The sequence below is a fragment of the Algoriphagus mannitolivorans DSM 15301 genome (assembly GCF_000429425.1).
In the GTDB taxonomy this organism is placed as follows: domain Bacteria; phylum Bacteroidota; class Bacteroidia; order Cytophagales; family Cyclobacteriaceae; genus Algoriphagus; species Algoriphagus mannitolivorans.
In genome coordinates this window covers 1-24566 of sequence record NZ_AUBV01000005.1, presented here as the reverse complement: position 1 = coordinate 24566, position 24566 = coordinate 1, and the positions used below count along the sequence as shown (strand labels likewise).

Annotated in this window: 29 protein-coding genes and 1 rRNA gene; 16 read left to right on the top strand and 14 right to left on the bottom strand. The window is 41.5% G+C overall.

What is annotated here, in order from left to right:
- The first annotated feature begins 3 nt into the window (after window positions 1-3).
- The 4 genes from G458_RS0104800 (at window position 4) to hemE (ending at window position 2834) form a co-directional block, all read left to right on the top strand.
- On the top strand, window positions 4-588 hold the full coding sequence (locus tag G458_RS0104800) for a hypothetical protein (RefSeq protein ID WP_026950895.1): 585 nt from the start codon (window positions 4-6) through the stop codon (window positions 586-588).
- Between the two features lie 3 nt (window positions 589-591).
- On the top strand, window positions 592-1104 hold the full coding sequence (locus tag G458_RS0104795) for a hypothetical protein (RefSeq protein ID WP_026950894.1): 513 nt from the start codon (window positions 592-594) through the stop codon (window positions 1102-1104).
- A 73-nt stretch (window positions 1105-1177) separates the two neighbouring features.
- Window positions 1178-1696: a hypothetical protein gene (locus tag G458_RS0104790; protein WP_026950893.1), complete on the top strand. Its 519-nt coding sequence runs from the start codon at window positions 1178-1180 to the stop codon at window positions 1694-1696.
- 112 nt (window positions 1697-1808) lie between these two features.
- Window positions 1809-2834: a uroporphyrinogen decarboxylase gene (gene hemE, locus G458_RS0104785; protein ID WP_026950892.1), complete on the top strand. Its 1026-nt coding sequence runs from the start codon at window positions 1809-1811 to the stop codon at window positions 2832-2834.
- On the opposite strand, the gene G458_RS0104780 is transcribed toward hemE, so the two are convergent.
- Window positions 2828-3631, bottom strand: a complete 804-nt coding sequence (locus G458_RS0104780) for an MOSC domain-containing protein (RefSeq protein WP_245579229.1) — start codon at window positions 3629-3631, stop codon at window positions 2828-2830. The two genes, hemE and G458_RS0104780, sit on opposite strands and share 7 nt — an antisense overlap.
- A gap of 430 nt (window positions 3632-4061) precedes the next feature.
- Between G458_RS0104780 and dnaK the strand changes: the two genes are divergently transcribed.
- Together dnaK and G458_RS0104765 are read left to right on the top strand one after the other, a co-directional pair.
- A complete protein-coding gene (gene dnaK / locus G458_RS0104770) occupies window positions 4062-5972 on the top strand; it encodes a molecular chaperone DnaK (RefSeq protein ID WP_026950890.1) in 1911 nt (636 codons plus the stop codon).
- A 109-nt stretch (window positions 5973-6081) separates the two neighbouring features.
- Window positions 6082-6456: a co-chaperone GroES gene (locus G458_RS0104765; protein ID WP_026950889.1), complete on the top strand. Its 375-nt coding sequence runs from the start codon at window positions 6082-6084 to the stop codon at window positions 6454-6456.
- A gap of 37 nt (window positions 6457-6493) precedes the next feature.
- Here the strand turns inward: G458_RS0104765 and G458_RS0104760 are convergent, their stop codons facing one another.
- The 7 genes from G458_RS0104760 to rocD all read right to left on the bottom strand — a co-directional run bounded on the left by G458_RS0104760 (window position 6494) and on the right by rocD (window position 14804).
- On the bottom strand, window positions 6494-6856 hold the full coding sequence (locus tag G458_RS0104760) for a hypothetical protein (protein WP_026950888.1): 363 nt from the start codon (window positions 6854-6856) through the stop codon (window positions 6494-6496).
- 302 nt (window positions 6857-7158) lie between these two features.
- The gene (locus G458_RS0104755) at window positions 7159-8331 is read right to left on the bottom strand and encodes a porin (RefSeq protein WP_026950887.1); all 1173 of its coding nucleotides are present in this window, start codon (window positions 8329-8331) and stop codon (window positions 7159-7161) included.
- 109 nt (window positions 8332-8440) lie between these two features.
- Complete coding sequence (locus G458_RS0104750; RefSeq protein ID WP_157359717.1) at window positions 8441-9733, bottom strand: ammonium transporter; 1293 nt, start codon at window positions 9731-9733, stop codon at window positions 8441-8443.
- Window positions 9734-10252: 519 nt separating this feature from the next.
- A complete protein-coding gene (gene hemB, locus G458_RS0104740; RefSeq protein WP_026950885.1) occupies window positions 10253-11221 on the bottom strand; it encodes a porphobilinogen synthase in 969 nt (322 codons plus the stop codon).
- Between the two features lie 110 nt (window positions 11222-11331).
- Complete coding sequence (locus G458_RS0104735) at window positions 11332-12540, bottom strand: porin (RefSeq protein ID WP_026950884.1); 1209 nt, start codon at window positions 12538-12540, stop codon at window positions 11332-11334.
- 266 nt (window positions 12541-12806) lie between these two features.
- On the bottom strand, window positions 12807-13460 hold the full coding sequence (locus G458_RS0104730) for an HAD family hydrolase (protein WP_026950883.1): 654 nt from the start codon (window positions 13458-13460) through the stop codon (window positions 12807-12809).
- Window positions 13461-13532: 72 nt separating this feature from the next.
- Entirely contained in the window at window positions 13533-14804 is a 1272-nt protein-coding gene (rocD, locus tag G458_RS0104725; protein WP_026950882.1) for an ornithine--oxo-acid transaminase, read from the bottom strand.
- Between the two features lie 63 nt (window positions 14805-14867).
- On the opposite strand from rocD, the gene G458_RS21860 reads away from it, so the two are divergent.
- The 10 genes from G458_RS21860 (at window position 14868) to G458_RS0104680 (ending at window position 19793) form a co-directional block, all read left to right on the top strand.
- Window positions 14868-15020, top strand: coding sequence for a DUF5522 domain-containing protein (locus G458_RS21860; protein WP_169719254.1), 153 nt, complete (start codon window positions 14868-14870; stop codon window positions 15018-15020).
- Between the two features lie 103 nt (window positions 15021-15123).
- Complete coding sequence (rpmB, locus tag G458_RS0104720) at window positions 15124-15366, top strand: 50S ribosomal protein L28 (protein WP_026950881.1); 243 nt, start codon at window positions 15124-15126, stop codon at window positions 15364-15366.
- Window positions 15367-15398: 32 nt separating this feature from the next.
- Window positions 15399-15581: a 50S ribosomal protein L33 gene (gene rpmG / locus G458_RS0104715; protein ID WP_026950880.1), complete on the top strand. Its 183-nt coding sequence runs from the start codon at window positions 15399-15401 to the stop codon at window positions 15579-15581.
- Between the two features lie 37 nt (window positions 15582-15618).
- Complete coding sequence (locus tag G458_RS21620) at window positions 15619-15771, top strand: DUF4295 domain-containing protein (RefSeq protein ID WP_084438825.1); 153 nt, start codon at window positions 15619-15621, stop codon at window positions 15769-15771.
- Window positions 15772-15864: 93 nt separating this feature from the next.
- Window positions 15865-16821, top strand: a complete 957-nt coding sequence (ftsY, locus tag G458_RS0104705) for a signal recognition particle-docking protein FtsY (RefSeq protein WP_026950879.1) — start codon at window positions 15865-15867, stop codon at window positions 16819-16821.
- Window positions 16822-16938: 117 nt separating this feature from the next.
- Window positions 16939-17787 (top strand): SPFH domain-containing protein, encoded by an 849-nt coding sequence (locus G458_RS0104700; RefSeq protein ID WP_026950878.1) that lies wholly within the window; start codon window positions 16939-16941, stop codon window positions 17785-17787.
- An 11-nt stretch (window positions 17788-17798) separates the two neighbouring features.
- On the top strand, window positions 17799-18302 hold the full coding sequence (locus G458_RS0104695) for a hypothetical protein (protein ID WP_026950877.1): 504 nt from the start codon (window positions 17799-17801) through the stop codon (window positions 18300-18302).
- On the top strand, window positions 18295-18456 hold the full coding sequence (locus G458_RS21615) for an Arc family DNA-binding protein (RefSeq protein ID WP_084438824.1): 162 nt from the start codon (window positions 18295-18297) through the stop codon (window positions 18454-18456). The genes G458_RS0104695 and G458_RS21615 overlap by 8 nt, the downstream gene beginning before the upstream one ends.
- Before the next feature lie 89 nt (window positions 18457-18545).
- On the top strand, window positions 18546-18917 hold the full coding sequence (locus tag G458_RS0104685) for a hypothetical protein (RefSeq protein WP_026950876.1): 372 nt from the start codon (window positions 18546-18548) through the stop codon (window positions 18915-18917).
- 111 nt (window positions 18918-19028) lie between these two features.
- Entirely contained in the window at window positions 19029-19793 is a 765-nt protein-coding gene (locus tag G458_RS0104680) for a class I SAM-dependent methyltransferase (RefSeq protein ID WP_026950875.1), read from the top strand.
- Here the strand turns inward: G458_RS0104680 and G458_RS0104675 are convergent.
- From G458_RS0104675 to rrf, 6 genes are all read right to left on the bottom strand, one after another.
- Window positions 19790-20752, bottom strand: a complete 963-nt coding sequence (locus G458_RS0104675; protein ID WP_026950874.1) for a glycosyltransferase — start codon at window positions 20750-20752, stop codon at window positions 19790-19792. The genes G458_RS0104680 and G458_RS0104675 overlap by 4 nt on opposite strands.
- Window positions 20752-21711, bottom strand: a complete 960-nt coding sequence (locus tag G458_RS0104670) for a glycosyltransferase family 2 protein (protein WP_026950873.1) — start codon at window positions 21709-21711, stop codon at window positions 20752-20754. The genes G458_RS0104675 and G458_RS0104670 overlap by 1 nt, the downstream gene beginning before the upstream one ends.
- Before the next feature lie 3 nt (window positions 21712-21714).
- Complete coding sequence (locus G458_RS0104665; RefSeq protein WP_026950872.1) at window positions 21715-22266, bottom strand: DUF4199 domain-containing protein; 552 nt, start codon at window positions 22264-22266, stop codon at window positions 21715-21717.
- 5 nt (window positions 22267-22271) lie between these two features.
- The gene (locus tag G458_RS0104660; protein ID WP_026950871.1) at window positions 22272-22784 is read right to left on the bottom strand and encodes a DUF4199 domain-containing protein; all 513 of its coding nucleotides are present in this window, start codon (window positions 22782-22784) and stop codon (window positions 22272-22274) included.
- Entirely contained in the window at window positions 22777-24018 is a 1242-nt protein-coding gene (locus G458_RS0104655) for a dihydroorotase (RefSeq protein ID WP_026950870.1), read from the bottom strand. The genes G458_RS0104660 and G458_RS0104655 overlap by 8 nt, the downstream gene beginning before the upstream one ends.
- A 270-nt stretch (window positions 24019-24288) precedes the next feature.
- Window positions 24289-24400: ribosomal RNA gene (gene rrf / locus G458_RS0104650) — 5S ribosomal RNA — on the bottom strand.
- Between the last annotated feature and the right edge of the window lie 166 nt (window positions 24401-24566).

The window sequence follows — 24566 nt, the reverse complement described above, 5'->3', positions numbered from 1 at the left end:
ACTATGAAGCTCAAAATTGCTGTTTTGATTTTCTTTTTACCCATCATTGGATTTGCTCAGGAAAGAGGAGCCGGGGTAAGACTTGGCGAGCCCTTTTCTTTGACTTACAAGGATTTTATTGAGGATTATTTGTCTTTTGAAGTAATGCTCGGATCCGGGGGAGTCAACAGTGCCGAATACTATCGTAAATCATTCGAAAACAATCCTCCAAGCTCCAACGCATTTTATGTCTCTCATACGGCTAATCGGGGAGTATCCTTGAACTTTCGCTTGGCTTTGCATGAAGACATCACAGACATGTTCGAGATCGAGCAGGGTTACCTATTAGGCTATGCAGGTGCAGGCTTGCATTTGAGGAGCTCCAGACTAAACTACATTTACGACACCTTTGGAGCATCCGGACCCGCTCAGCGGAGATTTGAGGAGCGTTCCAATTTTGATTTGGGTCCTGAAGCCTTTGGTGGAGCTGAATATTATTTTGACGATTTGCCCATCAGCGTTTTTGCTGAGGTAGGCCTATTCATCGAATTGGTCGATCGAGTGAACATGAGGGGCCAGGGAGGTATTGGAGTTCGGTATTTGTTCTAAATCATGAAAAAGCTCGGAGTACTCGTAGTTTTGGGAGCCGCAATTCTGGTTGCCGGATATTACTTCTTCGTGAATATCGGAGGCAGCCCATCTATCCAAATTTCTTTGGTAGAAAAGGCTCCTGATGTCCTTGCAGGAAAAACTTACATCGGAACGCCCCAAGACCCGAAACTTGGAGAAACATTCAAAGAGATCGAAACTCTTCAGTCTCTAAACCCGGGATCCAAGATTCACACCATTTATTACGTAGAGCCAGCCGGCAAACTGGATACAATGAAGGTATTTGTTGGAATTGATATGCCTTTTCCCCCAGCAACAATGGAGGCACTTTCTTTTACGGAGGAGAAATACATTCTCTCCAAAATCGAAGGCAGTCGATGGGTAATGCCTAATCCTGAGAAGGTCAAAGATGATATTAGAGAATTTGCCAAAGCCAAGCAGCTTGAATTGACGGGTGTCTTTATAGACAAGATTATTTCTGAATCCGAGGTGCAAGTGATCGCGCCGGTAAAGTAGGGGGATCTTTTTGATTTATTAACCAACCTTGGCACGATCCCTGCCGTGAAACTCCCTACAAACTATACCAACTATGAACAGATATTTGACAATTTTTGCCTTGATCGGCCTGTTGGCTTTTCAGGCATGCGAAGGTCCGATGGGACCTCCTGGTCCGGAAGGCGCTCCAGGTGTAACAATTGTAGGTGAGGCATTTGAAGTAGAAGTGGATTTCACTTCTCAAAATGGCTATGAAGGAATTTTCGATTTTCAACCTGCGATTTTGGAAAGTGATGTCGTCCTAGCCTTTATCGAATGGGAAACTTCCAACAACCAATCCGTGTGGAGAGCATTACCACAGACGGTTTTCTTCAATGAAGGTGTTTTGATGTACAATTATGATTTCACTCGCTCTGATTTCCGAATTTTCTTGGACGGACCTTTGAATTTCTCAACCCTTGGACCGGAATGGACCCAAGATCAAGTCTTCAGAATCGTGGTAGTCCCTGCGGATTTTGCAGGTGCCAGAATCGACTGGACGGATTACGAAGGAGTCACTAGGTTATTGGGACTAGAAGATGGAGACTTTTACAAGCTAAATCCAAAGAATTAATTCCTTCAAATTCTTAAAATCTTACCACAGGATCTACCTTAAAGTAGATCCTGTTTGTTTTTAAGTTGAGAAGAAGCATCTCCAAATAAAATTCGGCTCTTATCTTTGCGCCATGCAAATCAAAAATGATCTGCTCCTGAGAGCAGCCAAAGGAGAAAAAACTGAACGAACGCCAGTATGGCTGATGCGCCAAGCAGGTAGAATCCTTCCAGAATACCGGGCAGTGCGTGAATCTGTCAGTGGATTTATTGAGCTGGCACAGACTCCGGAGTTGGCTGCTGAAGTCACCATTCAGCCCGTGGACTTACTGGGTGTGGATGCTGCGATCATCTTTTCTGACATTTTGGTGATCCCGGAGGCGATGGGGCTTCCTTACGAAATGGTGGAGAAACGTGGACCTTGGTTTCCGGAAACTGTCAGAAGTGAATCTAATTTGAAAAAACTTAGAATCGCTGATGGTGAAAATGACCTCAAGTATGTCATTGATGCGATTCATATCACCAAGAAAAACCTGGCTGGACGTGTTCCATTGATTGGATTTGCGGGAGCACCGTGGACCATTTTTGCCTACATGGTAGAAGGAAGCGGAAGCAAGACGTTTTCGAAGTCCAGAGAAAAACTCTATCGCGATCCGGTATTCTCTCATAAACTCCTCCAGCTGATCACAGATTCCACGATCAATTACCTCAAAGCACAAATCAGAGCCGGAGCAGATTTGGTGCAGATATTTGACAGCTGGGCAGGAATTTTAGGTCCCAAGCAATACGAGGAGTTTTCACTTAAGTATATCACTCAGATCTGTGATGCCATCACGGAAGTTCCCGTAACTGTATTTGCGAAGGGAGCTTTTTTTGCCCGCGAAGAAATGGGCAAGCTTAACTGTGAAACAATCGGATTGGACTGGAATATGGGAATTGCGGAATCCCGAAAACTAATCGGACCAAACAAAACCCTTCAGGGAAATTTGGATCCAGCTGCTTTGTATGGCAATCCTGATCAAGTCCGTGCCGCGACGCTCGAAATGATGGAACAATTCCGTGGCAGCAGACACATTGCCAATCTAGGCCATGGTGTTTACCCGGACATCGATCCAGAGATGGTCAAAGTATTTATTCAGACGGTCAAGGAATTTCAGTAATTGACTTCATCTCCAACCCGGATTACCCCTGACTGGAGCGCAATTACATTTTGCCCAAACATCACTTTATTGTTCTGGGTTCGATACAAAGAAAGAGTCCTCAGGGGCTCTTTTCCTTTTTCTCCTGTTTCCTGATCTACAGTAGTCAGAACGCAACGGGCGCAAGGCTTGACGATTCGAAAGTCCAGCCCCCCAATTTGAACAGCCTTTAATTGATCTTCGATGAAAGGTTCCCCTCCTGAAATGACAATATTGGGGCGAAACCGATTCATCGGTACCGGGATTTCCAATCTGGAATTGAGCTCATCCAAGGATTCTTGGCTGATTAGAAGATATGGCATTCCATCAGCGAAGCTCACATTCTCTCCCTTGACCGCATACCGAGGATCCACTTTTCGATGTGTAGTCTCCGGCATCACGACCAAATGCACCCCAAATCCCAAAAAATCAGAAAACCAGCGATCCACTTCTTTGCTGACCAATTTCCCCAAGACTTCATCGTCCCAGATTACAACAGGAATTTCAGGCCCTTCGGCCAAGTCTAGGGAAATCTCCAGCTTTTGACTTGGATTGTATTTATGAAATACCAGAAGGTGCTTGGCAAACAACTCCACTCCCAGCAATGCCAGTTGAGGAAAAGTCCTTTGAGAGACAAAGGCACCTTGATGATCTACCAGCATCCACCGTCGATCATATCGAAAACCACGCTCCTCTGCCTGAGCTTCATTGAGCCGGATCCCCCCGAGAGACTTAATCGGGTATATAAATAGGTCTTGAATTGTCAATGTGTACTTCATGCATTAAAAATAGGATAAATGACTTCCTCCTATCCAAAAAACAAAAATGTTTTGTGTCCAAACGAGTGAAAAAGCTTTGCCAAATCTGATAAGATCTCTGTACACTGGGACAAAATCAAAAATGAATAACCCAGCAAGAGTATCATCAGCCATTTACCTCTTTCCCGGTTTTTCGCTGAAAAATTAATTCTCATAAACCCTAAGATGCATCCTCTGCTGATTTGGTTGCAAAGCTTAGGTCGGATCTGTCAAAAACCTGCCAATCTTAGCCAATCTGACAAGGCTAAACGTGACAATTGTTTTTTTTAATCTCCTCCATCCCCTACCTATTCCTGACAAACTGGCACCAAAATCCAAAAAAAAGGTAATGGCACATCCATTGAAGAAAGGGGATTGTATTCAAACTGAAAACACAAAAACATATATAATCATGGGAAAAATTATAGGCATTGACTTAGGTACTACCAACTCCTGCGTAGCAGTAATGGAAGGTAACGAGCCTGTAGTCATCCAAAACAGTGAAGGAAGAAGAACCACTCCGTCAATTGTTGCTTTCTTGGACAATGGCAACGGAGAACGCAAAGTCGGTGATCCTGCCAAGCGTCAGGCCATCACTAACCCTGCAAACACCATTTCTTCCGTGAAGAGATTCATGGGTAAAAGATTCTCTGAAGTATCAGCAGAGAAAAAACACGCTTCTTATAAAGTAGAACAAGGATCAAATGATACTGTTGCCATCAAAATCGGGGACAGATCTTATACTCCTCAGGAGATCTCAGCAATGATTCTTCAGAAAATGAAGAGCACTGCAGAAGACTTCTTGGGTCAAACTGTAACTGAAGCTGTAATCACAGTACCGGCATACTTCAATGACGCAGAACGTCAGGCAACCAAAGAAGCTGGACAGATCGCCGGTTTGGAAGTAAAACGAATCATCAACGAGCCGACCGCAGCAGCTTTGGCTTACGGGATGGACAAGAAAAATCAAGACATGAAAATCGCGGTGTATGACCTTGGTGGTGGTACCTTCGATATTTCAATCTTGGAACTTGGAGACGGTGTATTCGAAGTAAAATCCACCAATGGCGACGTTCACCTGGGTGGTGACGACTTTGATCAGGTAATCATTGACTGGTTGGCAGCTGAATTCCAGGCTGAAGAGCAAATCGACTTGAGAAAAGACCCAATGGCTCTTCAGAGATTGAAAGAAGCTGCAGAAAAGGCGAAAATTGAATTGTCTTCTTCTGCAAGCACCGAGATCAACTTGCCATATATCACCGCAACTCAGACTGGACCTAAGCACTTGGTGCGAAACCTCAGCAGAGCAAAGTTCGAGCAGTTGTCCGAAAGCTTGGTGAGAAGATCCATGGAGCCATGTAAAAAAGCCCTTCAGGATGCAGGTCTTTCTGCCTCTGACATCGACGAAGTGATCTTGGTCGGTGGATCTACCAGAATTCCAAAAATTCAGGAAGAAGTTGAAAAATTCTTCGGCAAGAAGCCTTCTAAAGGTGTAAACCCTGACGAAGTAGTAGCCATCGGAGCTGCAATCCAAGGTGGTGTATTGACCGGTGAGGTGAAAGATGTTCTTCTTTTGGACGTTACTCCGCTTTCTTTGGGTATCGAAACCATGGGTGGGGTATTCACGAAATTGATTGAAGCAAACACCACTATTCCTACCAAAAAGTCTGAGGTATTCTCCACTGCAGCTGACAATCAGCCGGCAGTAGACATTCATGTTCTTCAGGGTGAAAGACCTTTAGCAAAAGACAACAGATCAATTGGTCGTTTCCAGCTTTCTGACATTCCGCCAGCACCAAGAGGTGTTCCTCAAATCGAAGTAACTTTCGACATCGATGCGAATGGTATCTTGAATGTATCCGCAAAAGATAAAGGAACCGGTAAAGAGCAGAAAATCAAAATCGAAGCATCTTCTGGCTTGTCCCAAGATGATATCGAAAGAATGAAGCGAGAAGCTGAGGCTAATGCTGCTTCCGACAAAGCCGAAAAGGAAAAGATCGAGAAGCTCAACCAGGCCGACAGCTTGATTTTCCAGACTGAAAAGCAGCTGAAAGAATATGGCGACAAGCTTTCTGACGGAAATAAAGCAAATATCAACTCCGCATTGGAGGCTTTGAAGTCTGCACACGGATCTCAAAATCTGGAAGGAATTGACGAAGCAATGGCAAATCTCAACAAAGCTTGGGAAGCTGCTTCCACAGAAATGTACAATGCCACTCAGGGTGGAGCTCAGCCAGGTCCTGATGCAGGTGCAGGTGCTGAAAATTCCGGCGATGGAGTTTCAGATGTAGACTATGAGGAAGTTAACGAGGACAAGAAGTAATTCTCACTAGACCAACTTCAAACGGCATCTGTTGAAAAACAGGTGCCGTTCATTTTAGTAGCAATCAGAATTTTGAATTAAGGACATTCCACTAATCAAAGAGGCTCAGATGCAATTGACCGCAGATAATAAATTGAAAAAACTCATTGTGGTAGGTGATCGGGTACTGATCAGATTGAAAAAACCCAATGAGAAAACTGGATCCGGCTTGTACCTTCCTCCTGGTGTTCAGGAAAAGGAAAAGGTTCAGCAAGGCTATATCATCAAAGCAGGACCAGGTTATCCTATACCAATGCCAGTAGAAGACCATGAGCCTTGGATGGAAAATGAAGAAAAGGTAAAGTATGTTCCTCTTCAGGCCAAAGAAGGAGATTTAGCGATCTTTCTGCTTTCCGGTGCTCATGAAGTGATGTATGAAGGAGAAAAGTATTACATCGTCTCCCAAGGTTCCATATTGATGCTCGAAAGAGAGCATGATCTATAAAACAAAAAAACCGATCCTAGGATCGGTTTTTGAATTTTTAATGAATCCAGCCTTTTTTGGGCCTCATTGACTTTGGCTCTTCATAGACAGCCTTGGATTCCACAGTACCTGTTTTTTTATCCCAGGGATTACTGTTTTTAGCTTCCAGTCCCTTTGGGTTATCAATCGTATCTCTAAATTTTACTTTGAATTTCTTGGTGGACTTATTCATCCATACTTCTGTATTCTTGGCAGCTGGGCCTTGAAGAGTAGCTGGAGAAGATTCCGTTACCAATGTAATTCTAGGTCCTAAAGTCTTTCCTGCAGCCAAATTTTTAGCTTTGGGCCCTATCAGGAAATCCTGAGAGAAAGCCATGGTGGAAAATAACATCAATGCAGAAAACAGGGTCAGCTTTTTCATATCTGTATATTTGGGTCCTGCAAGATATACAGAATTTTCAGCCCATTGGTTTCAAAACTCAATGGAATCTCACGATTTATTCCAGATTTTAAGAATATAATTCTTAAAACGAATTAACACAAAGCCCAAACAGTAGATTATTTTTTAACTCAAATATTCAATTCAAACAAAAAATTCCTTAAAAACACGATCAAATAGAAATCTATTATCAAGAATTTACCCCTAAAAAGAAAAAACCGAGGTGAAAATCACCCCGGCTTTTTTTTAACAATAGACCCTGTTTATATCCTTAAATATTTTTTTTAGAAAGCGAATACTGCGGCCAAAAGAAAGGATGCCAAGCTTTTAGATGGCGCCAGATCTTTAGTCATAAAGTAGTTATCACTCATATTATCCAATCTCAATTCAGGAATCAGCGTAAGGTTCTTGCCTACTTTCGCATTTCCTGAGAGAGTCAAAGCAAACACATTGCCATCTCCGTTGGAATCAGTGCTTACCACTCCGTCAAGTCCACCGTTAAATACGCTGAAGTATTCTCCACGAAGACCAACCCCAAATTTATCACTAGGCTTAGCCTGGAGATAGCCAGCAAAGCCATAGAAGCCAGCTCCATCTCCATTTGAAGTTTGAATATCAGACCCTGTAAATACTTCTCCGGAAGAGGTGGTATTATAGGTGGTATTCACCCCCAAATACAAAACATCAGAGAGATCAAAACCAGTCGTCAAATCGATTTGGAAGGTTTTTCCGAGTGAAGTTTGACCTGGGAAAAGTCCTCCATCATTGGTCAGCTTACCATCCTGATCACCATAGACTACATTTAGGTATGTACTTCCAATATCTGTGGAATACCCCAATTGCCCTCCGATGGTGTAGGTTCCATTCATGTTGAATTCCGTCATATCTGTAGGATTCATTATGGCAGCCAAGAAGGAGAACTTATCAGACAACTGGAAGTTGGCCTTCAAGCCGGTATGGGAAAACGGACCGTAGGAGAACATGTAAGATGTGGAATAGTTGAAGTTGGCCGTTGGAGATATAACTTCGTATCCCAGGAAGGTATTGAAGTTACCCATAGTCAGCGTCACTTTATCAGAGACATTCCAGTAGACATAGAGCTGGTTTAAGATTTGGGAACTACCTGCCATTCCTCCGGCATACAATGGAGAGCCAAAAACAGCATCCTCTCCTCTTGGCCCGAAAACCAAGTCAGCTACAGCTCCTACTTTTTTACCTTCATAAGTGGCAATAATATTAGCCATGCCCAATGAAAAGCCGGGAAGGTTACCGAATGATGAGGCAGGGGCCTGAAATCCTTCTCCTTTATTAGGAGCATTAAAGTTGGTTCTGAAATACGCATCAATGGATCCAGAAAGAGTCAAGGTACCTTCTTCTTCAGAGGTTTCTTCTTGAGCAAATGCAATTTGTGAGGTGGACAGAGCCACTAAGAATATTAGTAGAAATAAGTTTTTCATTTTAATTTTGAGTGATGGTTAACGATAAATTGACCTGACGGAGCCCTTGTCCAGTTGAAAGAGAGTCGCGTTTTTTTCTTCGGACAGGGCTCTTTTTTTTGAGATTATACTATTCGTCGAATACAATAGTGTATCCGCGGATCCCGTGTTCATGGGAATCAAGACCGGTTCTTTCGTGCTCTTCAGACACTCGTATTCCAACAGTCTTTTTCAATACATAGAAGATGGCGAATGCAGCGGAAAATGCAGTCACACCGCAGATGGCAACACCGATTAGCTGAGTCAAAAAGGAATGCTCAGGATTGGTAGAAAAAAGACCTACAGCAAGTGTACCCCAAACTCCACAGGTTAGATGGACTGAAACAGCACCAACTACATCGTCAAGTTTGGCTCTATCCAGAAGGACTGCAGAAAGCACCACAAGAATACCTCCGATAAATCCTACTAATACTGCGCCACCAGGATTAATCACATCCGCACCTGCGGTAATAGAAACCAGACCAGCAAGAATACCATTTAACACCATACCCAAATCCAGTCTTTTGAAAGCAAAATATGCTGCCAAAAAGCCCCCCAATCCTCCAGCGCAGGCTGCCAGTGAGGTAGTTACCAATACAAAGGATACCAATCCCGGGTCAGCAGAAAGGACTGATCCGCCATTGAATCCGAACCATCCCAACCACAACAAGAATACGCCAATCACGGCCAATGGAACACTGGCTCCCGGCTTTTCTACGGTCTTCCCATTTACATATTTTCCGATACGGGGACCGACCAAGATCACACCCGCAAGAGCTCCCCATCCACCAACTGAATGGACTAAGGTACTACCCGCAAAATCATAGAATCCCATGTCATCCAAGGCACCACCGCCCCATTTCCAACTTCCGATGATCGGGTATACAATTCCCACAAAGAAAAGGGTGAAGATGAGGTATGCTCCTAATTTTACTCGCTCTGCGATCGCGCCCGAGACAATGGTAGCAGCGGTAGCGGCAAACATGGCCTGAAACAGGAAATCAGTCCAATAGGTATAACCGGCATCAGCATAAGCTGCAGACACATCGGCTGTGGAGGGTGCAAACCAAAACAAATTCCAGCCAGCAGCATCAAAAGCCAACCATCCGGGAACTTCAAAACCAGGATACATGAGGTAGAAACCGATGGCAGCATAGGATATAATCCCGATGATCGGTGTAATGGTATTCTTAAATAAGATATTTACTGTGTTTTTGGCTTGGCCAAATCCTGCTTCTACTCCAGCAAATCCAAGGTGCATGATAAACACCAAGGCCGTAGAAAGCATCATCCATACATTGTTTGTCGTCAGAAGGTTTTTGGAAAGCTCCACCGACAGATCCATCGCGGCCATTTCATCAGCCAACAGGGGTGCGAAATACATCATAGGTTTTAGGTTAGATTTTGAACGTTTTTCAGAATTTAATGTAAGCTTGAGACCAAAATCTCATAACCAATGTAATTATTATAAAAGCAAAAAAACAAACCAGTTTTTGAAACTATTACAATATTTCAAGTTTTTACTGATCATTTTTGAACCAAAAATTTCAATTTTTTCAATTTTTATAACAAAACAGCCTATTTCAAGACCCATGTTTATCAAAAAATAATATTTTGAATTTTTATAGAATATTTTCTGGAAACGATTACGAAGAGCCTCAAAAAATCTTTATTCTAGTATTTAGAACATATTTTAAAAGATTATTCTGATTTTTGACTTTTAACAGAATTTTAATTCATTTCATTGAATTATCAAAAACATAAATTTTTAAATTCTTGATTATTTTTTTACCCACTGATTTCAAAAAAACCTAAAATGATCTTAAACATAGGGTATTAAAAACCCCTAGATCAAAAAAAATCCCGATTTCTCGGGATTTCAAGCACAAAATAAACCTATAGACTACTTCAATAGCTTCGCAAAATCTTTAGCAAAGTAGGTCAGGATGATTTTTGCTCCAGATCGCTTTATGGAAAGTAAAATTTCCTGCATACTTCGCTCATAATCCAACCAACCCTTTTCTGCAGCGGCTTTTACCATACTATATTCTCCTGAAACATTGTAAGCTGCAATTGGAAGAGGATAATTATCGCTCAATAATTTGATCACATCCAAATAACTCAAAGCAGGCTTTACCATAAGGAAGTCAGCACCTTCCTCCATATCCAAATCTGCTTCAATAAGGGCCTCCTGAGAATTGGCAGGATTCATTTGATAGGTCTTTTTATCACCAAACTTAGGAGCAGAGTCCAAAGCATCTCTAAAAGGTCCATAAAATGCACTTGCATATTTCGCAGTGTAGGACATAATGGAAGTGTCTGTAAACCCATTTTCATCCAACATATCCCGGATGTATCCCACCCTTCCATCCATCATATCTGATGGACCTAGAATATCCACTCCAGCATCTGCCTGAGCCAAAGACATTCTTCCGAGAATCTCCAGTGTTTCATCATTTAAAATCTTGCCATTTTTCACCAAACCGTCATGACCATCACTACTATAAGGATCCATCGCCACGTCTGACATGAGGCATATTTCCGGAAACTGCTTTTTGATCTCTCGAAGTGCTTTCAGGTAAAAAGTCTCGGGATTATAACTCTCAGAAGCCACAGCATCTTTTAATGATTCCGGGTAAGCTGGAAAAACATCAAATGCCATTATCCCTAAATTCATACAGGACTCAATCTCTTTGAGCATCAAATCAATGGAATACCGATGAATCCCCGGCATAGAACTCACTTCAATCTGCTTATGATGTCCATCTACTAGGAACAAAGGAAAAATAAGGTCTTTGACTGAAACCTGAGTTTCTTCTACGAGTCCTCGAATCGACTCTGACTTCCGATTTCTTCTGGGTCTTCTCTGCATGAGTATTGAAATTATTTGGACAAAACTAATTAAGCGAAGCCACTTTCCCTGACAAAAACAAAAAGAGGTGGCTTTTTAACTGCCACCTCTACTATCATTGGATTTCCAATTTAGAAATTGACCTGAGCCTGTAGCCGCAAGAGACTTCCCTTTTGAGTGTTATCCGGGTTTAGCGAATTTTCAAATGTCCTATTGGATACTGTGTACATAGTCACCAATTCAAAATTCTTATTGAACTGCCATTCCACTCCGATTTCCAATTCCTTTACTCGATGCTTAGTGGCATCCAGTTCAAACTTCTTTCCTCCTTTATAATATTGATATCTGGAAAACGGGATAAAAGTTCTCGTTCCTGATTTGATCATATAGCTGGCCAAAACATAACCGCCACCGAGTGCAGCTTCTTTGACATCTTTGATTTCCGGGTCGTACTCTGGCCCTCTACCCCAATTGTATTCCATCTGAAGACCAAACGGCTGAGGATAAATAATCAAGGAAGGACCATACCTAAAATCCCTAAATTCAGTCTGATCAAAATCAGTCTTTGGATTTCTTGGAATCACATATTTGCCTGCATAAGCCTGCAAGGAACCTTCTATGATTTGACCTGAGGCAAGTTGAAAAGGGTAAGTCAATCTAGAGACTACATGAAAAGTCTCATTTTGATCCAGATTGTTCGGCCCTTGGCCATTATAAATCCCCAAACCAAATACCCCATAATCTCCGGAACCTTTTAGACCAGAAGAAGTCAAATAGCTAAACCTCTTTCGGATTTTTTCAGGGGCATAATAAAACAAAACCCCTAAATCCCGCTCATTTGGAAGACCTGAGTTCAAGGCATCATCCCTGTCAAGAGGGAGTCGGTTTTGACTGGATTGAAGGTTTTCAAACCCAAAAGGCATTTTAGATTGACCAAACCTGATTCTAAATTCATTTTTCTCATCCAGGCCGAGGTCAATGTATGCATCTCGGATTTGCCCAAAATTCCCCCCTCCCGAAGCGAAGTCAGGCTGGATGTAGAAATAAACCCTTGGATGGATTTGTCCAAAAAACACAAATCGGATTCTTCGAAAGAAGAAGCCCGGCTCTCCACCCCAGGATTTATCACACTGATCGCATTTCAGGTCCGGGTTGGTTACAAATAGGCCATTATACCGAAACTGAGCATAGCCTCTGATTTGAATTTTGTCATACCACGAAGCCGCTTTCACGGGTTCTGGATTTTTTTCAGGCAGCGAGTCATTTTCAGCACTCCTTGCAAAAGTGCCAATTGAGACCATGACAAATAATGCCAAGGCTGCGGAGAATTTGATCCGCATACAGGAAGATAGTTTTTATACAGCGGTGCAAAAGTCGACTTGGGAGATTTCCTTACGATGAATAGAATGTTAAGGAATTATTACCTCGCCAAAAAAAAGCTACAGTTCACCAAGAATAAAACCTGAAAATGAGAGGCTTAAACATTTAATTTCAAAAACAAGTCTTGAGCTATCTTCTCCTCAAATTCTAAAAATATAGAAACACATAATCACCCCTAAATCCTTTATCGCACTCACATGAAAGGGATCTTCAGTACCCAAAAACTCTAGGATAGCAGCTGCACAACATCGGCTGGTGAAATTTCAAAATAACTTGAAATATAGGCTTCACAGGGGGGGAGGTCTTTTTTGTCATGCGTAGAAAGGACGCCAACCACTTTCATCCCTGCATTTTTGGCTGCCATTACTCCAGAAAAAGAATCTTCGAAAACCAGGCAATCAGAAGGGTCAAAGGAAAGATTCTTGGCTGTCTTGAGGTAAACCTCCGGATCCGGCTTATGTTTTTGGACATGCTCACTGGCGAGGGCAGATTCCAAATGCGGAAATAAGTCCAAATGCCCGGCAATCAATTCCAGATTAGCGAATGGAGCTGAAGTCGCAACACCGGTCTTTAGTCCAATCGATCTTATCCCTTTAAAAAAGTCCATGAAGCCTGAAATTGGCTCTACATTAGGTTTATAGATCTCCCGAAACAAGCTTTCTTTTTCGTCTTCTAGCATCAAAAGCTCTTCGCCCTCAATCTTTCTTCCCAAAAAATGACTGAGGATATAGCCATTGTTCTTGCCATACATATGAGCTGCAAAATCCTCCTCTGTGGGAAACAGGTTTCTTTTTTCAAAAAAGATCTTGAAGGCTTTCGAATGAAATGGGTTGGTATGGCATATCACGCCATCCATATCGAAAATGACTGCTTTGGACATAAGCTGAGTAATGAAATAAAGAATTCACTTTGGGTAAAACCCCAAAGTGAATTAGAAGGTGCCTTAGGAAAGTTATTTATTGAAATTGGAGATTACTTTTTCAATAATATCACAACATTCGTGAATCTGGTCTTCGGTCATGACTAAAGGCGGTGCAAATCGGATGATATTTCCGTGGGTTGGTTTAGCCAGCAAACCATGCTCTGCCAGGCTAACGCAGATATCCCAGGCTGTAGAACTATCCGGTGAATCATTGATCACCACTGCGTTCAGCAATCCTTTTCCCCTCACGAGCTTAGCGATAGGATACTTATCCACCATTTGCTGCATTCGCTCTCTAAAAATCCTTCCGAGCTTCCGAGCGTTCTGAGCCAATTTTTCATCCCTAACCACTTCCAGAGCCGCAATGGCTACCTTGGCCCCAAGAGGATTACCTCCGAAAGTTGAGCCGTGTTGACCGGGTTTAATTACTTCCATAACAGCTTTATCCGCAAGAACTGCCGAAACAGGGTAAAATCCTCCTGAAAGAGCCTTTCCTAAGATCAGCATATCAGGCTTGGTGTAGGTCTCTTGTCGCTCGCAGTGCCCTTCACAGGAACAATTACCACAGACAGCCAGAAGTGATCCTGTTCTGGCAATACCAGTCTGGATCTCATCTGCTATTAGAAGTACCCCTTGTGCTGCGCAAGCCTCCTTAGCCAAACGAATATAATTCTCATCTGGGGTATATACACCGGCCTCTCCTTGAATGGGTTCAACCAAAAATGCCACCACTCCCTCCGTTTTTAATGCTTCTTGAAGAGCTTCTATATTATTATAAGGTATGCGAATAAACCCTTCTGTAAATGGGCCGAAGTTTTTTCGGGCATTTTCATCATTCGAAAAAGAGATAATCGTAGTCGTACGGCCGTGGAAATTATTTTCAGCCACGATTATTTTAGCCTTGTTCTGGGGAACTCCTTTTTTCTCATACCCCCACTTTCTTGCGATTTTGAGTGCAGTTTCTACACCCTCTGCACCGGTATTCATGGGAAGAACCATATCGAAGCCAAAATACTCCGTGATATACTTCTCGTATGGACCCAACATATTATTATAAAAAGCCCTGGAGGTAAGCGTAAGAGTTCCTGCTTGCTCGACCATAGCTCCCAAAATCCTCGGATGACAGTGCCCTTGGTTGACTGCAGAATAAGCAGATAGAAAATCGTAATATTTTTTTCCTTCTACGTCGAAAAGATAAACTCCCTCCCCTTTGGCAAGGACTACCGGCAAAGGATGATAATTGTGCGCCCCATACTTGTTTTCTAACTCAATTGCCTGATTGCTGGAGTTTATATTCACCATAGTTTCGATTGTTTGGGTTTTAGTAAATTTGCACCAAATATAATGAAACCCTGTTGGGCATCCATGAAACCAGAGAAGAACCCTTTCCCCAAATTAACTTCAGAAGACTACTACCTCAACGAAGCCGGATTGATGGTTTTTACCGCGAAATATCATTTAAAAAGAGGCTATTGCTGTGGCTCTGGGTGCAAACACTGCCCCTATCCAAAAGTGTAATTTCTATTGGGAATATTTTTAAACCCCTTTGTTGTTAATTCCCAAAAAGTTCCGATATTTGCAGACTCATTACAGAAACGCATACCAATTACGATACATAATCATGGCAAAAGTTTGTGACATTACCGGAAAAAGACCTCGAGTAGGTAACAACGTGTCCCATGCAAACAACAAGACCAAGCGTAGATTCTACCCAAATCTTCATAAGAAGAGCTTCTACGTACCTGAGGAGGACGCATGGATCACTCTTAAAGTGAGCACCAAAGCACTGAAGACAATCAACAAGAAAGGTATCTCTGCAGTTTTGAAAGAAGCTCAGGATAACGGCATGATTGTAATCAAATAATCAAAGTCACAGTCCCTTAAATCAACACCGAGATGGCTAAGAAAGGAAATAGAGTACAAGTGATTTTGGAATGCACAGAGCATAAGAACTCAGGCATGCCAGGTACTTCAAGATATATCACTACCAAAAACAGAAAGAACACTACAGAAAGATTGGAATTGAAGAAATTCAACCCAATCCTGAAGAAAGTGACTGTTCATAAAGAAATTAAGTAATTTAGCTTGGGTTTGATCCCATATAAACGACAAAAAAATGGCTAAGAAAGTAGTAGCAACCCTGAAAAAAGAAGGTGGCGTGTCTTACGCCAAAGTAATCCGTGCCGTGAAGTCTGACAAGACTGGTGCCTACACCTTCAAAGAAGAAATGGTTCCTTCCACAATGGTACAGGACACTTTGAAAAAATAATTTGCCAAGCGCATCGTAATTTATTCAAGTCCCTCTGAAATGAATCAGTAGGGACTTTTTCGTTATATTCCACTTTTAAAATTCAATTCAAACATGGGAATCTTTGGTTTCTTTTCGAAGGAAAAAAAAGAAAGTCTTGATCAGGGGCTACAAAAGACCAATGAGAATTTATTTTCTAAACTCAGTAAAGCAGTAGTCGGGAAATCCAAGGTAGATGAGGAAATCCTGGATGAACTGGAAGAAATTCTCATCACCTCTGATGTGGGAGTAGACACTACCATTAAAATCATTCGAAGAATTGAAGAGAGAGTTGCTAAAGATAAATACCTCAATACCGGAGAATTGGATGCGATTCTGCGAGAAGAAGTAGCAGCTCTGCTTGAAGAAAACAACACCCAGGACTTTCTGGACTTTGAAATTCCAGCGGGAAAAAAGCCTTACGTCATCATGGTAGTGGGAGTCAATGGGGTTGGGAAAACCACCACCATTGGGAAACTTGCCAATCTCTTCAAATCAGCCGGCAAATCGGTGATTCTGGGAGCTGCTGACACCTTCCGGGCTGCTGCCGTGGATCAATTGATCCTATGGGGAAATCGAGTAGGTGTACCGGTGGTTTCTCACGGAATGAATACAGACCCTGCCTCTGTGGCATTTGACGCAGTCAAACAAGGCGTGGATACTCAGGCAGATGTAGTCATCGTGGATACCGCAGGAAGACTCCACACGAAGGTCAATCTCATGAATGAACTGAGCAAAATCAAACGGGTGATGCAAAAGTTTATCCCGGATGCACCCCACGAAATCATGCTTGTCCTGGATGGTTCTACTGGACAAAATGCTTTTATCCAAGCAAAGGAATTCACCAAAGCCACTGAAGTAACTTCCCTAGCCATTACCAAACTGGATGGAACAGCCAAGGGAGGAGTAGTCATTGGAATCTCCGATCAATTCAAAATCCCGGTTAAATACATCGGAGTGGGAGAAAAAATGACTGATCTACAGATCTTTAACCGAAAGGAATTTGTAGACTCTCTCTTTAAAAAGAAATAAAATCACCTGATTAAGACAATCCTCCGAAAGCCTCGGAGGATTTTTTTTGTCCAAACGGCAACAAGTTAATCCATGATGACGTATATTAATGTGATATCATTATAACATCATATTGAAATGGAAAAAATAACCAAACCCACCTCAGGCTATGCCATATTAGTTATGCATTTAGCGGTCATTGTAGCTGCCGTTTACACCTTGGCTAATGGACTGGTGATCCCAGGAATTGCATCTATATTCATATTCATCCTTCTAATTCCGGGTTATTTCATTGTCGAACCTAACAAGGCAATGGTACTTCTCCTGTTTGGTGATTACAAAGGCACAGTCAAGGCCAATGGATTCTTTTGGGTCAATCCATTCATGACCAAAAAGAAAATTTCACTTCGAGTCCGCAACTTTGAAAACAAACCTTTAAAAGTCAATGATAAAATAGGCAACCCAGTAATGGTCGGCACTATTGTGGTTTGGCAAGTAGAAAATACCTTCAAAGCTACGTTCGAGGTAGAAGATTATGAGAATTTTGTGCACTTACAAACTGATGCTGCCGTACGAAAAATGGCAGGACTCTACCCTTATGACAACTTCGAAGATGAGGAAGCAGAAGTTACCCTAAGATCCGGCGTCGAAGAAGTAAACCATTCCCTAGAAGCTGAAATCATCGATAGACTTAATCATGCCGGAATCAAAGTCATCGAAGCAAGAATTTCCCACCTAGCCTATGCCTCCGAAATTGCTTCTGCCATGCTTCAGCGCCAGCAAGCTACAGCGATCGTAGCTGCCAGACAGAAGATCGTAGAAGGTGCTGTCGGGATGGTAGAAATGGCCCTGGAAGATCTGAAAATGAAAGATATCATCGAATTTGACGAAGAAAAAAAGGCAACAATGGTTTCCAATTTGATGGTGGTGTTATGCTCTGATAAAAGTGCAAGTCCAGTCCTGAATGTGGGAACTCTTCACCAATAAAAATTAGAACAATGGCAAATATGATTTTCAAGGAAGTCCAAACTTACCGTGGAACCTGGCTCATGTATTTAATATTAATCATTGAGCTCCCCATGTTGATCGTCGTGGGGACGGTTATTTGGACGTCGAAACCTGATTCTCAAGAAGCCATCTGGGTAATCCCCATGATTTTTTTGATCATGGGCTCAATTTTCATGTTTCTGATGTGGATTAAGCTAGAAACTAGAATTGACTCCAGTACCATCAAATACCGCTATGTCCCTTTTTTTTCCAAATGGAAATCCATCCAGAAAAATGACGTGAAAAGCATAGAGGTTATTACCTATAGCCCCATTTCAGACTATGGAGGCTGGGGACTGAAAGGCAACAGCACCACCAAAGCTTACAGTGTCCTAGGTGATCAGGGACTTTTGATTGATACAGGTGAAAAGAAGAAGATTATGCTCGGAACTCAAAAAGCCAAAGAACTGAAGACTTTCATCGATAATTGGCGAGAGGAGGACTTTTATGAGTAAGAAAAAAGCCTTTGCATTGAGACTGGAAGAAGAGACCTTAAAAGCTTTGGAAAAATGGGCCGCTGACGAGTTTAGAAGCACTAATGGTCAATTGGAATGGATCATAAACGAAGCCTTAAAAAAAGCAGGCAGGTCTCCTAAACAAAAAGATTAACATGATTTTATTCATCTGACAAGCAGTGAAAAATCACCAATTTTAAATAGTCTATTTGACTATATTTCTAAAACAAAAACTTATTACCAATGAACAATTTGAAAAGAATCTTCTTTATCGCAAGCTTAATATTCCTTGGGTTTGTGGGCATGCCCTTAACCTCCTCAGCTCAGACTTCAGAACTTACAAAGGAGCAAAAGGCAGCAATGAAAAACACCCAAAAGCTTCAGAAAGCAAAAATTGATTTGGGAAAATCATTGGAAAAGCTCCTAAAAGAGCAGGGGAAACTAGAAAAAATGAGAACCAAATTTGAAAAAGATAACAATGCAGGCAAACTCTCCCCGAATGACGTTGAAAAAATCACCAATAAGATCAACGGAAAAGTAAAGGCGATTGAAAAACTGGAAAAGAAAATTGAAAAACTGGAAGCTTATATTAAAGAAAATGAAGGCGGTATTTAACCGCCTTTTTTTTGATCATAAATTTCAAGAGTCACGATTTTTCAAAGATTCGATTCGTATTGGATTTCAGTGATCAGGATTTGATTCCTTATCTTGCAGGCTGAAATCGCCATGAAGAAACTCATCAGCTTAATAATCCGCTATATTCCAAGACCTGTATTGCAACAAGTCAGCCCTTTGGTCATGAAGGGATTCGCGCTAATTAATCAAGGAAATGAAGTAGAGTGTCCAGTCTGTTCTAAGCAATACAAGAAATTTCTTCCATATGGCAGGATTGCCAGAGAAAATGCACTTTGTCCAAATTGTTTGGCTTTGGAGAGGCATAGACTGATGTGGCTATTTTTGAAGGAAAAGACAAACTTCTTCACTCAAGACCTGAAGGTCCTTCATGTGGCTCCGGAACATTGTTTTATTGGTCGATTTGAAGACTTGTCTAATCTGGATTATATCACAGCTGATATTGAATCTCCTTTAGCAAAAGTGAAAATGGATATCCACTCTATTCCATTTCCAGAAAACACCTTCGATGTGGTCTTTTGCAACCACGTGCTGGAACATGTTGAGGACGATATTCTGGCCTGCTCGGAGTTCAATCGAGTCCTAAAACCGGGAGGCTGGGGCATCCTTCAGTCCCCAGTGTATAATTTGGAAAAAACGCTTGAAGACAAAAGTATCACTGATCCTGCCGAAAGAGAAAGAATTTTCGGACAAAGAGATCATGTGCGCAAATTCGGAAAGGATTATGCCGAAAGGCTGAGAAAATCTGGACTTCAAATTGAGGAAAATAGATTTGTCAAAGATCTTCCTGAAGAAAAAGTAAAACGATATGCCTTGGCACCCGATGAAATTATTTTCGTGTGCAAAAAGGGAATTTAACCTCTAAATATTTTTCTAAGCCATTCGTAAATCAGGCCAAGTCCATAAGATAAAAGCTGAGTGATGGAGGCCAAAAGGCTTAAAAACACAACTTGCATAGACTTGTATCGAGAGAAAGCACTAAATATCACTGCTAAAATCCAAGACGCCAAAAAAGCTAATTGAACCTTGAAAAGAAAAGGATAGCCCAAAGCAAACACTGGCAAGGAGAGGATAAAGACTAAAAAACACGAAGGCATCCAATGAACCAATTTGATGGCCTCAGGATGAAATCTAGAGACATTTACCCGATTTCTCCCAAAGGAAAAGGCCTGTTTAGCGAAGCTTACTAGAGTATTTTTACGCTTGTGATAGACAAAAGCTTCTTGGATCAGTTCAAGGTTAAACCCAGATTTTTTGATTCGTATACTCCATTCGATGTCTTCTCCTTGATTGGGGTCCACAAAGCCTTGAGTAGCCAAAAACACATCTTTAGAAACGCCCATGTTGTATCCTCTGGCCTGATATTTTGAAGGATCTTTTAGCTTACCGCGAATCCCTCCTGTTGTCCAAAAGGAAGTCATGGCAAAATCCATAGCCTTTTGGAGGTCTGAAAAGTCAGAGTCTGCTGCATCAGGCCCTCCAAAGGCATCCAGTTTTCTGCTAAAAATCCCTTCATAAACTATCTTGAGATATTCCTTTGGAAGTAAAACGTCTGAATCCAAGATCACAAAAAATTCACCTTTGGCTTGACGCATTCCAAAGTTTCTTGCGAATCCCTGACCAGTATTTTCTTGATAAAAATACTGAAGCTCAATTTTAGGAGCGAAGCGTGACACCACTTCTTCAGCCGTAACAGAAGAACCGTCTTCCACCACTATCACTTCAAAATCCCTGAAGCTTTGCAAGGCAATGGATTCCAACAATTCCTCTAATTCCTGAGGGCGATTGTAAACCGGGATGATAATGGAAAAAAACATCAGAAATCGAAATTGATCTCTTCGTCGATTTTGTATTCAGCCTCTTTGGATTGACTGGATGTCATCAGTTCTGCAATAAAGCCCGTCACAAACAACTGAACACCGATGATCAGCGCCACTAGCGCGAGAAAAAACAAAGGTTGATCTACTATTTCACGGACTTTCATTCCATTCCTCAGGGAATAGATTTTATCAAAAATCAGCCAAAGGGTAATCAGGAATCCTGTCATAAAGGAAAACGTCCCTAAAAGACCAAAGAAGTGCATAGGCTTCTTTTTGTACTTATGGACGAAGGACACGGTGATCAGGTCTAAAAAACCATTTAAAAAGCGTTCTAAGCCGAATTTGGAGTAACCATACTTCCTGGCCTGATGTTGGACTACTTTTTCGCCAATTTTGGGAAATCCACTCCACTTTGCCAATAGCGGGATATAGCGATGCATTTCTCCGTAGACGGTAATATTTTTTACTACCTTATTTCGATATGCTTTTAGACCACAGTTAAAATCATGGAGCTGAATTCCGGATATCCAGCGAGTCACCCCATTGAAAAACTTTGAAGGAATGGTTTTGGAAATAGGGTCATGGCGCTCTTTTTTCCAGCCAGAGACCACATCCAAACCATCTTTGACCATTTTATAGAGATCTGGGATCTCATCAGGGCTATCCTGAAGATCCGCGTCCATGGTTATGACTACTTCCCCTTGTGCTCGTTTAAACCCAGCGTCCAAAGCAGCCGATTTACCGTAGTTTCTCGTAAAATTAAGTCCTTTGATCCGATTATTTCGAAGAGACAATTCCTGCAAAACCTCCCAAGAACGGTCAGTACTACCATCGTTGATTAAAATTATTTCATAAGAAAAGCCGTGTGTATCCATCACACGGCTGATCCAATGAGTTAATTCCGGCAAAGATTCTTCTTCGTTAAAAACTGGGATTACGACAGAGATTTGAATCATGAATTAATAATCGAGGGATTTATCGCGTTTTTTTAGAACAGCTCCCAAAATTAATGCAATTATGGCATATGCAATCAATCCAAAGCCAAAGCCTTTCAATTGACCGGCCAAAGTAAAGTTGGAAGAAGAGCTTTCACGAATTTCTTCAAGCTGAGCTGGACTTAAGGAATCCGGATTGGCTCCGAATTTTTCCATCATACTCAAGCTATTCTCAAAAGTCAGGTCGGCCAAAACTTGCGGTAAATCCGGATCAATCACCTGATAAAGCAAAATCTGCCCTACCAAGGAAACCAAGCCTGAGATAATCATGGTGATGAAACTGAAATTAAATGCAGTTCCGAAAGTCATAAACCCACCGAGTTCAGTTCTATATTGTCTTCCAAAATAGATAATCAAAACAAAGAAGATGACTATTGCGACCAGCCCAAACCAACCGGAAGCCAAAAGTGTGGAGTCAATGAAATAGGCTACATAGGTGATTGCTAAAGCAACTAGACCTATGGTAAGCCCTGGCTTAACAGCAGCCTGAAAAGGTGATTGTACTTGCTCTTCCATAAAATTTACGTTTGATTTTTCCTTAAAATAATAGAAATAATAATGCTGAAAAACATTCCCGGGATGATTTTCCAAATCCCATCATTCAGAGCCACATTCCAAGGAGAAAGGTCCGAGATACTCTGAAGAGTAACCTGATAGGAGTTTTGCCCTACTTGATCAATAATAACATCCTTATTTTCCTCTAAGACCATAAGCTTGGAGGCTTTTATAACTTCGAAAAAATCCGGCATGGAAAGCAGGATTACCCAAATCCCTAGACAGGAAATTATACCTATTAGTGTATAAGTCACAAAGCCTACTGTCATTCCCTCAGCAAAGGATAAATACCCGTTGTTATTGTATTCTTTAAAGAACTTGATAGCTAAAAAAACAGCAAAAGGAATGACTAAATAGCCAAATACAAGATTTAAGTTACTAGGATCAGGATTTAGAAAGGAAAGAATGTAAAAGGAAATTACACTGAGTAGCCCTCCCAAAATTCCAAATTGGTAGGCAGTTTTCAGATATTTATTCATCTATTCGGATCAAATTTCCTTCATACACAACGAATTTCACCTTTCCATTTAGCTCTTGTCCAAACCAAGGGTTGTTAGAAGAAAGGGACTTGTTAGATTTTTCATCAAATCTCCAACCTTCTTCAGGGTTCCAAATGGTGAAAGATTCAGGAGTTCTGCCTACAATCATTGTAGGGCCATCAGTAATTTTTTCTATCAACAATTCCCATCCCAATTCTTTTGACAGTATGGCCATAGCTGGCAAAAAAGTCTGCAAACCCGCCATCCCGAAAGAGGCTAAATCGAACTCTGCGAATTTAGAGTCATAATCTTGTGGTTGGTGGTTTGAAACAATGGCATCAATAGTACCATCTTTCAATCCTGCGATTAGAGCCGACCTATCAGATCCTCCTCTAAACGGAGGCTTAACTTTATAATTGGGGTCAAAGTCAACTAAATCGGAATCTTTAAATATCAATTGATAAATCGAAATATCTGCTGTTACGTTAAGCCCTTCAGCTTTAGCCTTTCTAATTAAATCAACGCCTTGAGCAGTGGAAATCGTCTGAAAATGAGCCTTCCCTCCTGTATAGCGAATAATTTCAAGATTTCTTTGAATGGCCACATATTCAGACAGGCTAGGAATACCTTTCATTCCTAATTTGGTTGAAATTTCACCTTCATGCATTTGGCCAAAAATAGCTAAAAGTGGATCGTAAGCATGGTCAAAAAGCACCCCGTCAAATTTCTGAAGGTATTGAAGAATCTTCATGTACCGATCAGAATTAGAAAGGGTTTTAATACCATCACCAAAGATTCTGACACCGGATTGAAAATGCATATCCAAGATTTCCGTCAGGTCATCACCTAATGTATTCTTGGTCACAGCTCCCATGACCTCAAATTCCACAGGGAATTTTTTAGATTTATTTAGGACAAAATCAACCTCATTTTTTGATTGAAGAACTGGTTCAGTATTCGGCATTATTACCGCTTTTACAAAACCAGATTCAGTTAAGGAAGAAGCTAAAGAATCAATGCTTTCACGGTATTCTTGTCCCGGCTCCCCTAATCCACATCTTAGATCAATCCAGCCTTTCGATGCCAAAAAGCCTTTGCAGTCAATAATTTCAAACTTATCAAGGTCAATTTCGGAAGGCGCTGGTTGGAGAGATTTTCCTTCCAAGATGAAATTGGCAGGAGAGTTAATTTTACCCCCACCTACAAAACTGAGGTTTTTAAATAAAACAGACATCCGTGATGATTTGGTGCAAAACTGCAACAATATTCCCTAAAATGAAACGGAATTATGGATTGATAAAAGCAAACTAGGAAAAATGAAAAAATCAAGAATTGAAAAAGGCTAAATACACGATTAAAAAACAAAATCCCAGTAGGAAACCTAAAAGCACTTCTTGAACCTTGCTTTTTGTCTCTAGCCTTTTGGTACTTCCCTTTTGCCTATTGCTATTTGCTATTTGTTATAAAACACAAAAGCCCCAGCTGTAAAGCTGAGGCTTGAATAATGTGGCGGCGACCTACTCTCCCGGGTGTAACCCCAGTACCATCGGCGCTGCAGGGCTTAACTTCTCTGTTCGGGATGGGAAGAGGTGGGACCCCTGCGCTAGGCCGCCTAATTTGTAAGTATGCAGTGATCGGTGATCAGCCTGCATCTAATATCTTGTGTTCTGACTTGGAGCTTCAGTCTTCTGACTTCCGTCTCCGGTCTTTTAACATATCTCGTAGAAACTGTAACAAACGGTAGGCAAGCTTTCGGGCAATTAGTACTGCTCAGCTATGCCA

Excerpts from the sequence above, each read along its gene's own strand:
- G458_RS0104800 (WP_026950895.1), top strand. The coding sequence starts at position 4 with ATGAAGCTCAAAATTGCTGTTTTGATTTTCTTTTTACCCATCATTGGA.
- G458_RS0104795 (WP_026950894.1), top strand. The coding sequence starts at position 592 with ATGAAAAAGCTCGGAGTACTCGTAGTTTTGGGAGCCGCAATTCTGGTT.
- G458_RS0104790 (WP_026950893.1), top strand. The coding sequence starts at position 1,178 with ATGAACAGATATTTGACAATTTTTGCCTTGATCGGCCTGTTGGCTTTT.
- hemE (WP_026950892.1), top strand. The coding sequence starts at position 1,809 with ATGCAAATCAAAAATGATCTGCTCCTGAGAGCAGCCAAAGGAGAAAAA.
- G458_RS0104780 (WP_245579229.1), bottom strand. The coding sequence starts at position 3,631 with ATGAAGTACACATTGACAATTCAAGACCTATTTATATACCCGATTAAG.
- dnaK (WP_026950890.1), top strand. The coding sequence starts at position 4,062 with ATGGGAAAAATTATAGGCATTGACTTAGGTACTACCAACTCCTGCGTA.
- G458_RS0104765 (WP_026950889.1), top strand. The coding sequence starts at position 6,082 with ATGCAATTGACCGCAGATAATAAATTGAAAAAACTCATTGTGGTAGGT.
- G458_RS0104760 (WP_026950888.1), bottom strand. The coding sequence starts at position 6,856 with ATGAAAAAGCTGACCCTGTTTTCTGCATTGATGTTATTTTCCACCATG.
- G458_RS0104755 (WP_026950887.1), bottom strand. The coding sequence starts at position 8,331 with ATGAAAAACTTATTTCTACTAATATTCTTAGTGGCTCTGTCCACCTCA.
- G458_RS0104750 (WP_157359717.1), bottom strand. The coding sequence starts at position 9,733 with ATGTATTTCGCACCCCTGTTGGCTGATGAAATGGCCGCGATGGATCTG.
- hemB (WP_026950885.1), bottom strand. The coding sequence starts at position 11,221 with ATGCAGAGAAGACCCAGAAGAAATCGGAAGTCAGAGTCGATTCGAGGA.
- G458_RS0104735 (WP_026950884.1), bottom strand. The coding sequence starts at position 12,540 with ATGCGGATCAAATTCTCCGCAGCCTTGGCATTATTTGTCATGGTCTCA.
- G458_RS0104730 (WP_026950883.1), bottom strand. The coding sequence starts at position 13,460 with ATGTCCAAAGCAGTCATTTTCGATATGGATGGCGTGATATGCCATACC.
- rocD (WP_026950882.1), bottom strand. The coding sequence starts at position 14,804 with ATGGTGAATATAAACTCCAGCAATCAGGCAATTGAGTTAGAAAACAAG.
- G458_RS21860 (WP_169719254.1), top strand. The coding sequence starts at position 14,868 with ATGAAACCAGAGAAGAACCCTTTCCCCAAATTAACTTCAGAAGACTAC.
- rpmB (WP_026950881.1), top strand. The coding sequence starts at position 15,124 with ATGGCAAAAGTTTGTGACATTACCGGAAAAAGACCTCGAGTAGGTAAC.
- rpmG (WP_026950880.1), top strand. The coding sequence starts at position 15,399 with ATGGCTAAGAAAGGAAATAGAGTACAAGTGATTTTGGAATGCACAGAG.
- G458_RS21620 (WP_084438825.1), top strand. The coding sequence starts at position 15,619 with ATGGCTAAGAAAGTAGTAGCAACCCTGAAAAAAGAAGGTGGCGTGTCT.
- ftsY (WP_026950879.1), top strand. The coding sequence starts at position 15,865 with ATGGGAATCTTTGGTTTCTTTTCGAAGGAAAAAAAAGAAAGTCTTGAT.
- G458_RS0104700 (WP_026950878.1), top strand. The coding sequence starts at position 16,939 with ATGGAAAAAATAACCAAACCCACCTCAGGCTATGCCATATTAGTTATG.
- G458_RS0104695 (WP_026950877.1), top strand. The coding sequence starts at position 17,799 with ATGGCAAATATGATTTTCAAGGAAGTCCAAACTTACCGTGGAACCTGG.
- G458_RS21615 (WP_084438824.1), top strand. The coding sequence starts at position 18,295 with ATGAGTAAGAAAAAAGCCTTTGCATTGAGACTGGAAGAAGAGACCTTA.
- G458_RS0104685 (WP_026950876.1), top strand. The coding sequence starts at position 18,546 with ATGAACAATTTGAAAAGAATCTTCTTTATCGCAAGCTTAATATTCCTT.
- G458_RS0104680 (WP_026950875.1), top strand. The coding sequence starts at position 19,029 with ATGAAGAAACTCATCAGCTTAATAATCCGCTATATTCCAAGACCTGTA.
- G458_RS0104675 (WP_026950874.1), bottom strand. The coding sequence starts at position 20,752 with ATGTTTTTTTCCATTATCATCCCGGTTTACAATCGCCCTCAGGAATTA.
- G458_RS0104670 (WP_026950873.1), bottom strand. The coding sequence starts at position 21,711 with ATGATTCAAATCTCTGTCGTAATCCCAGTTTTTAACGAAGAAGAATCT.
- G458_RS0104665 (WP_026950872.1), bottom strand. The coding sequence starts at position 22,266 with ATGGAAGAGCAAGTACAATCACCTTTTCAGGCTGCTGTTAAGCCAGGG.
- G458_RS0104660 (WP_026950871.1), bottom strand. The coding sequence starts at position 22,784 with ATGAATAAATATCTGAAAACTGCCTACCAATTTGGAATTTTGGGAGGG.
- G458_RS0104655 (WP_026950870.1), bottom strand. The coding sequence starts at position 24,018 with ATGTCTGTTTTATTTAAAAACCTCAGTTTTGTAGGTGGGGGTAAAATT.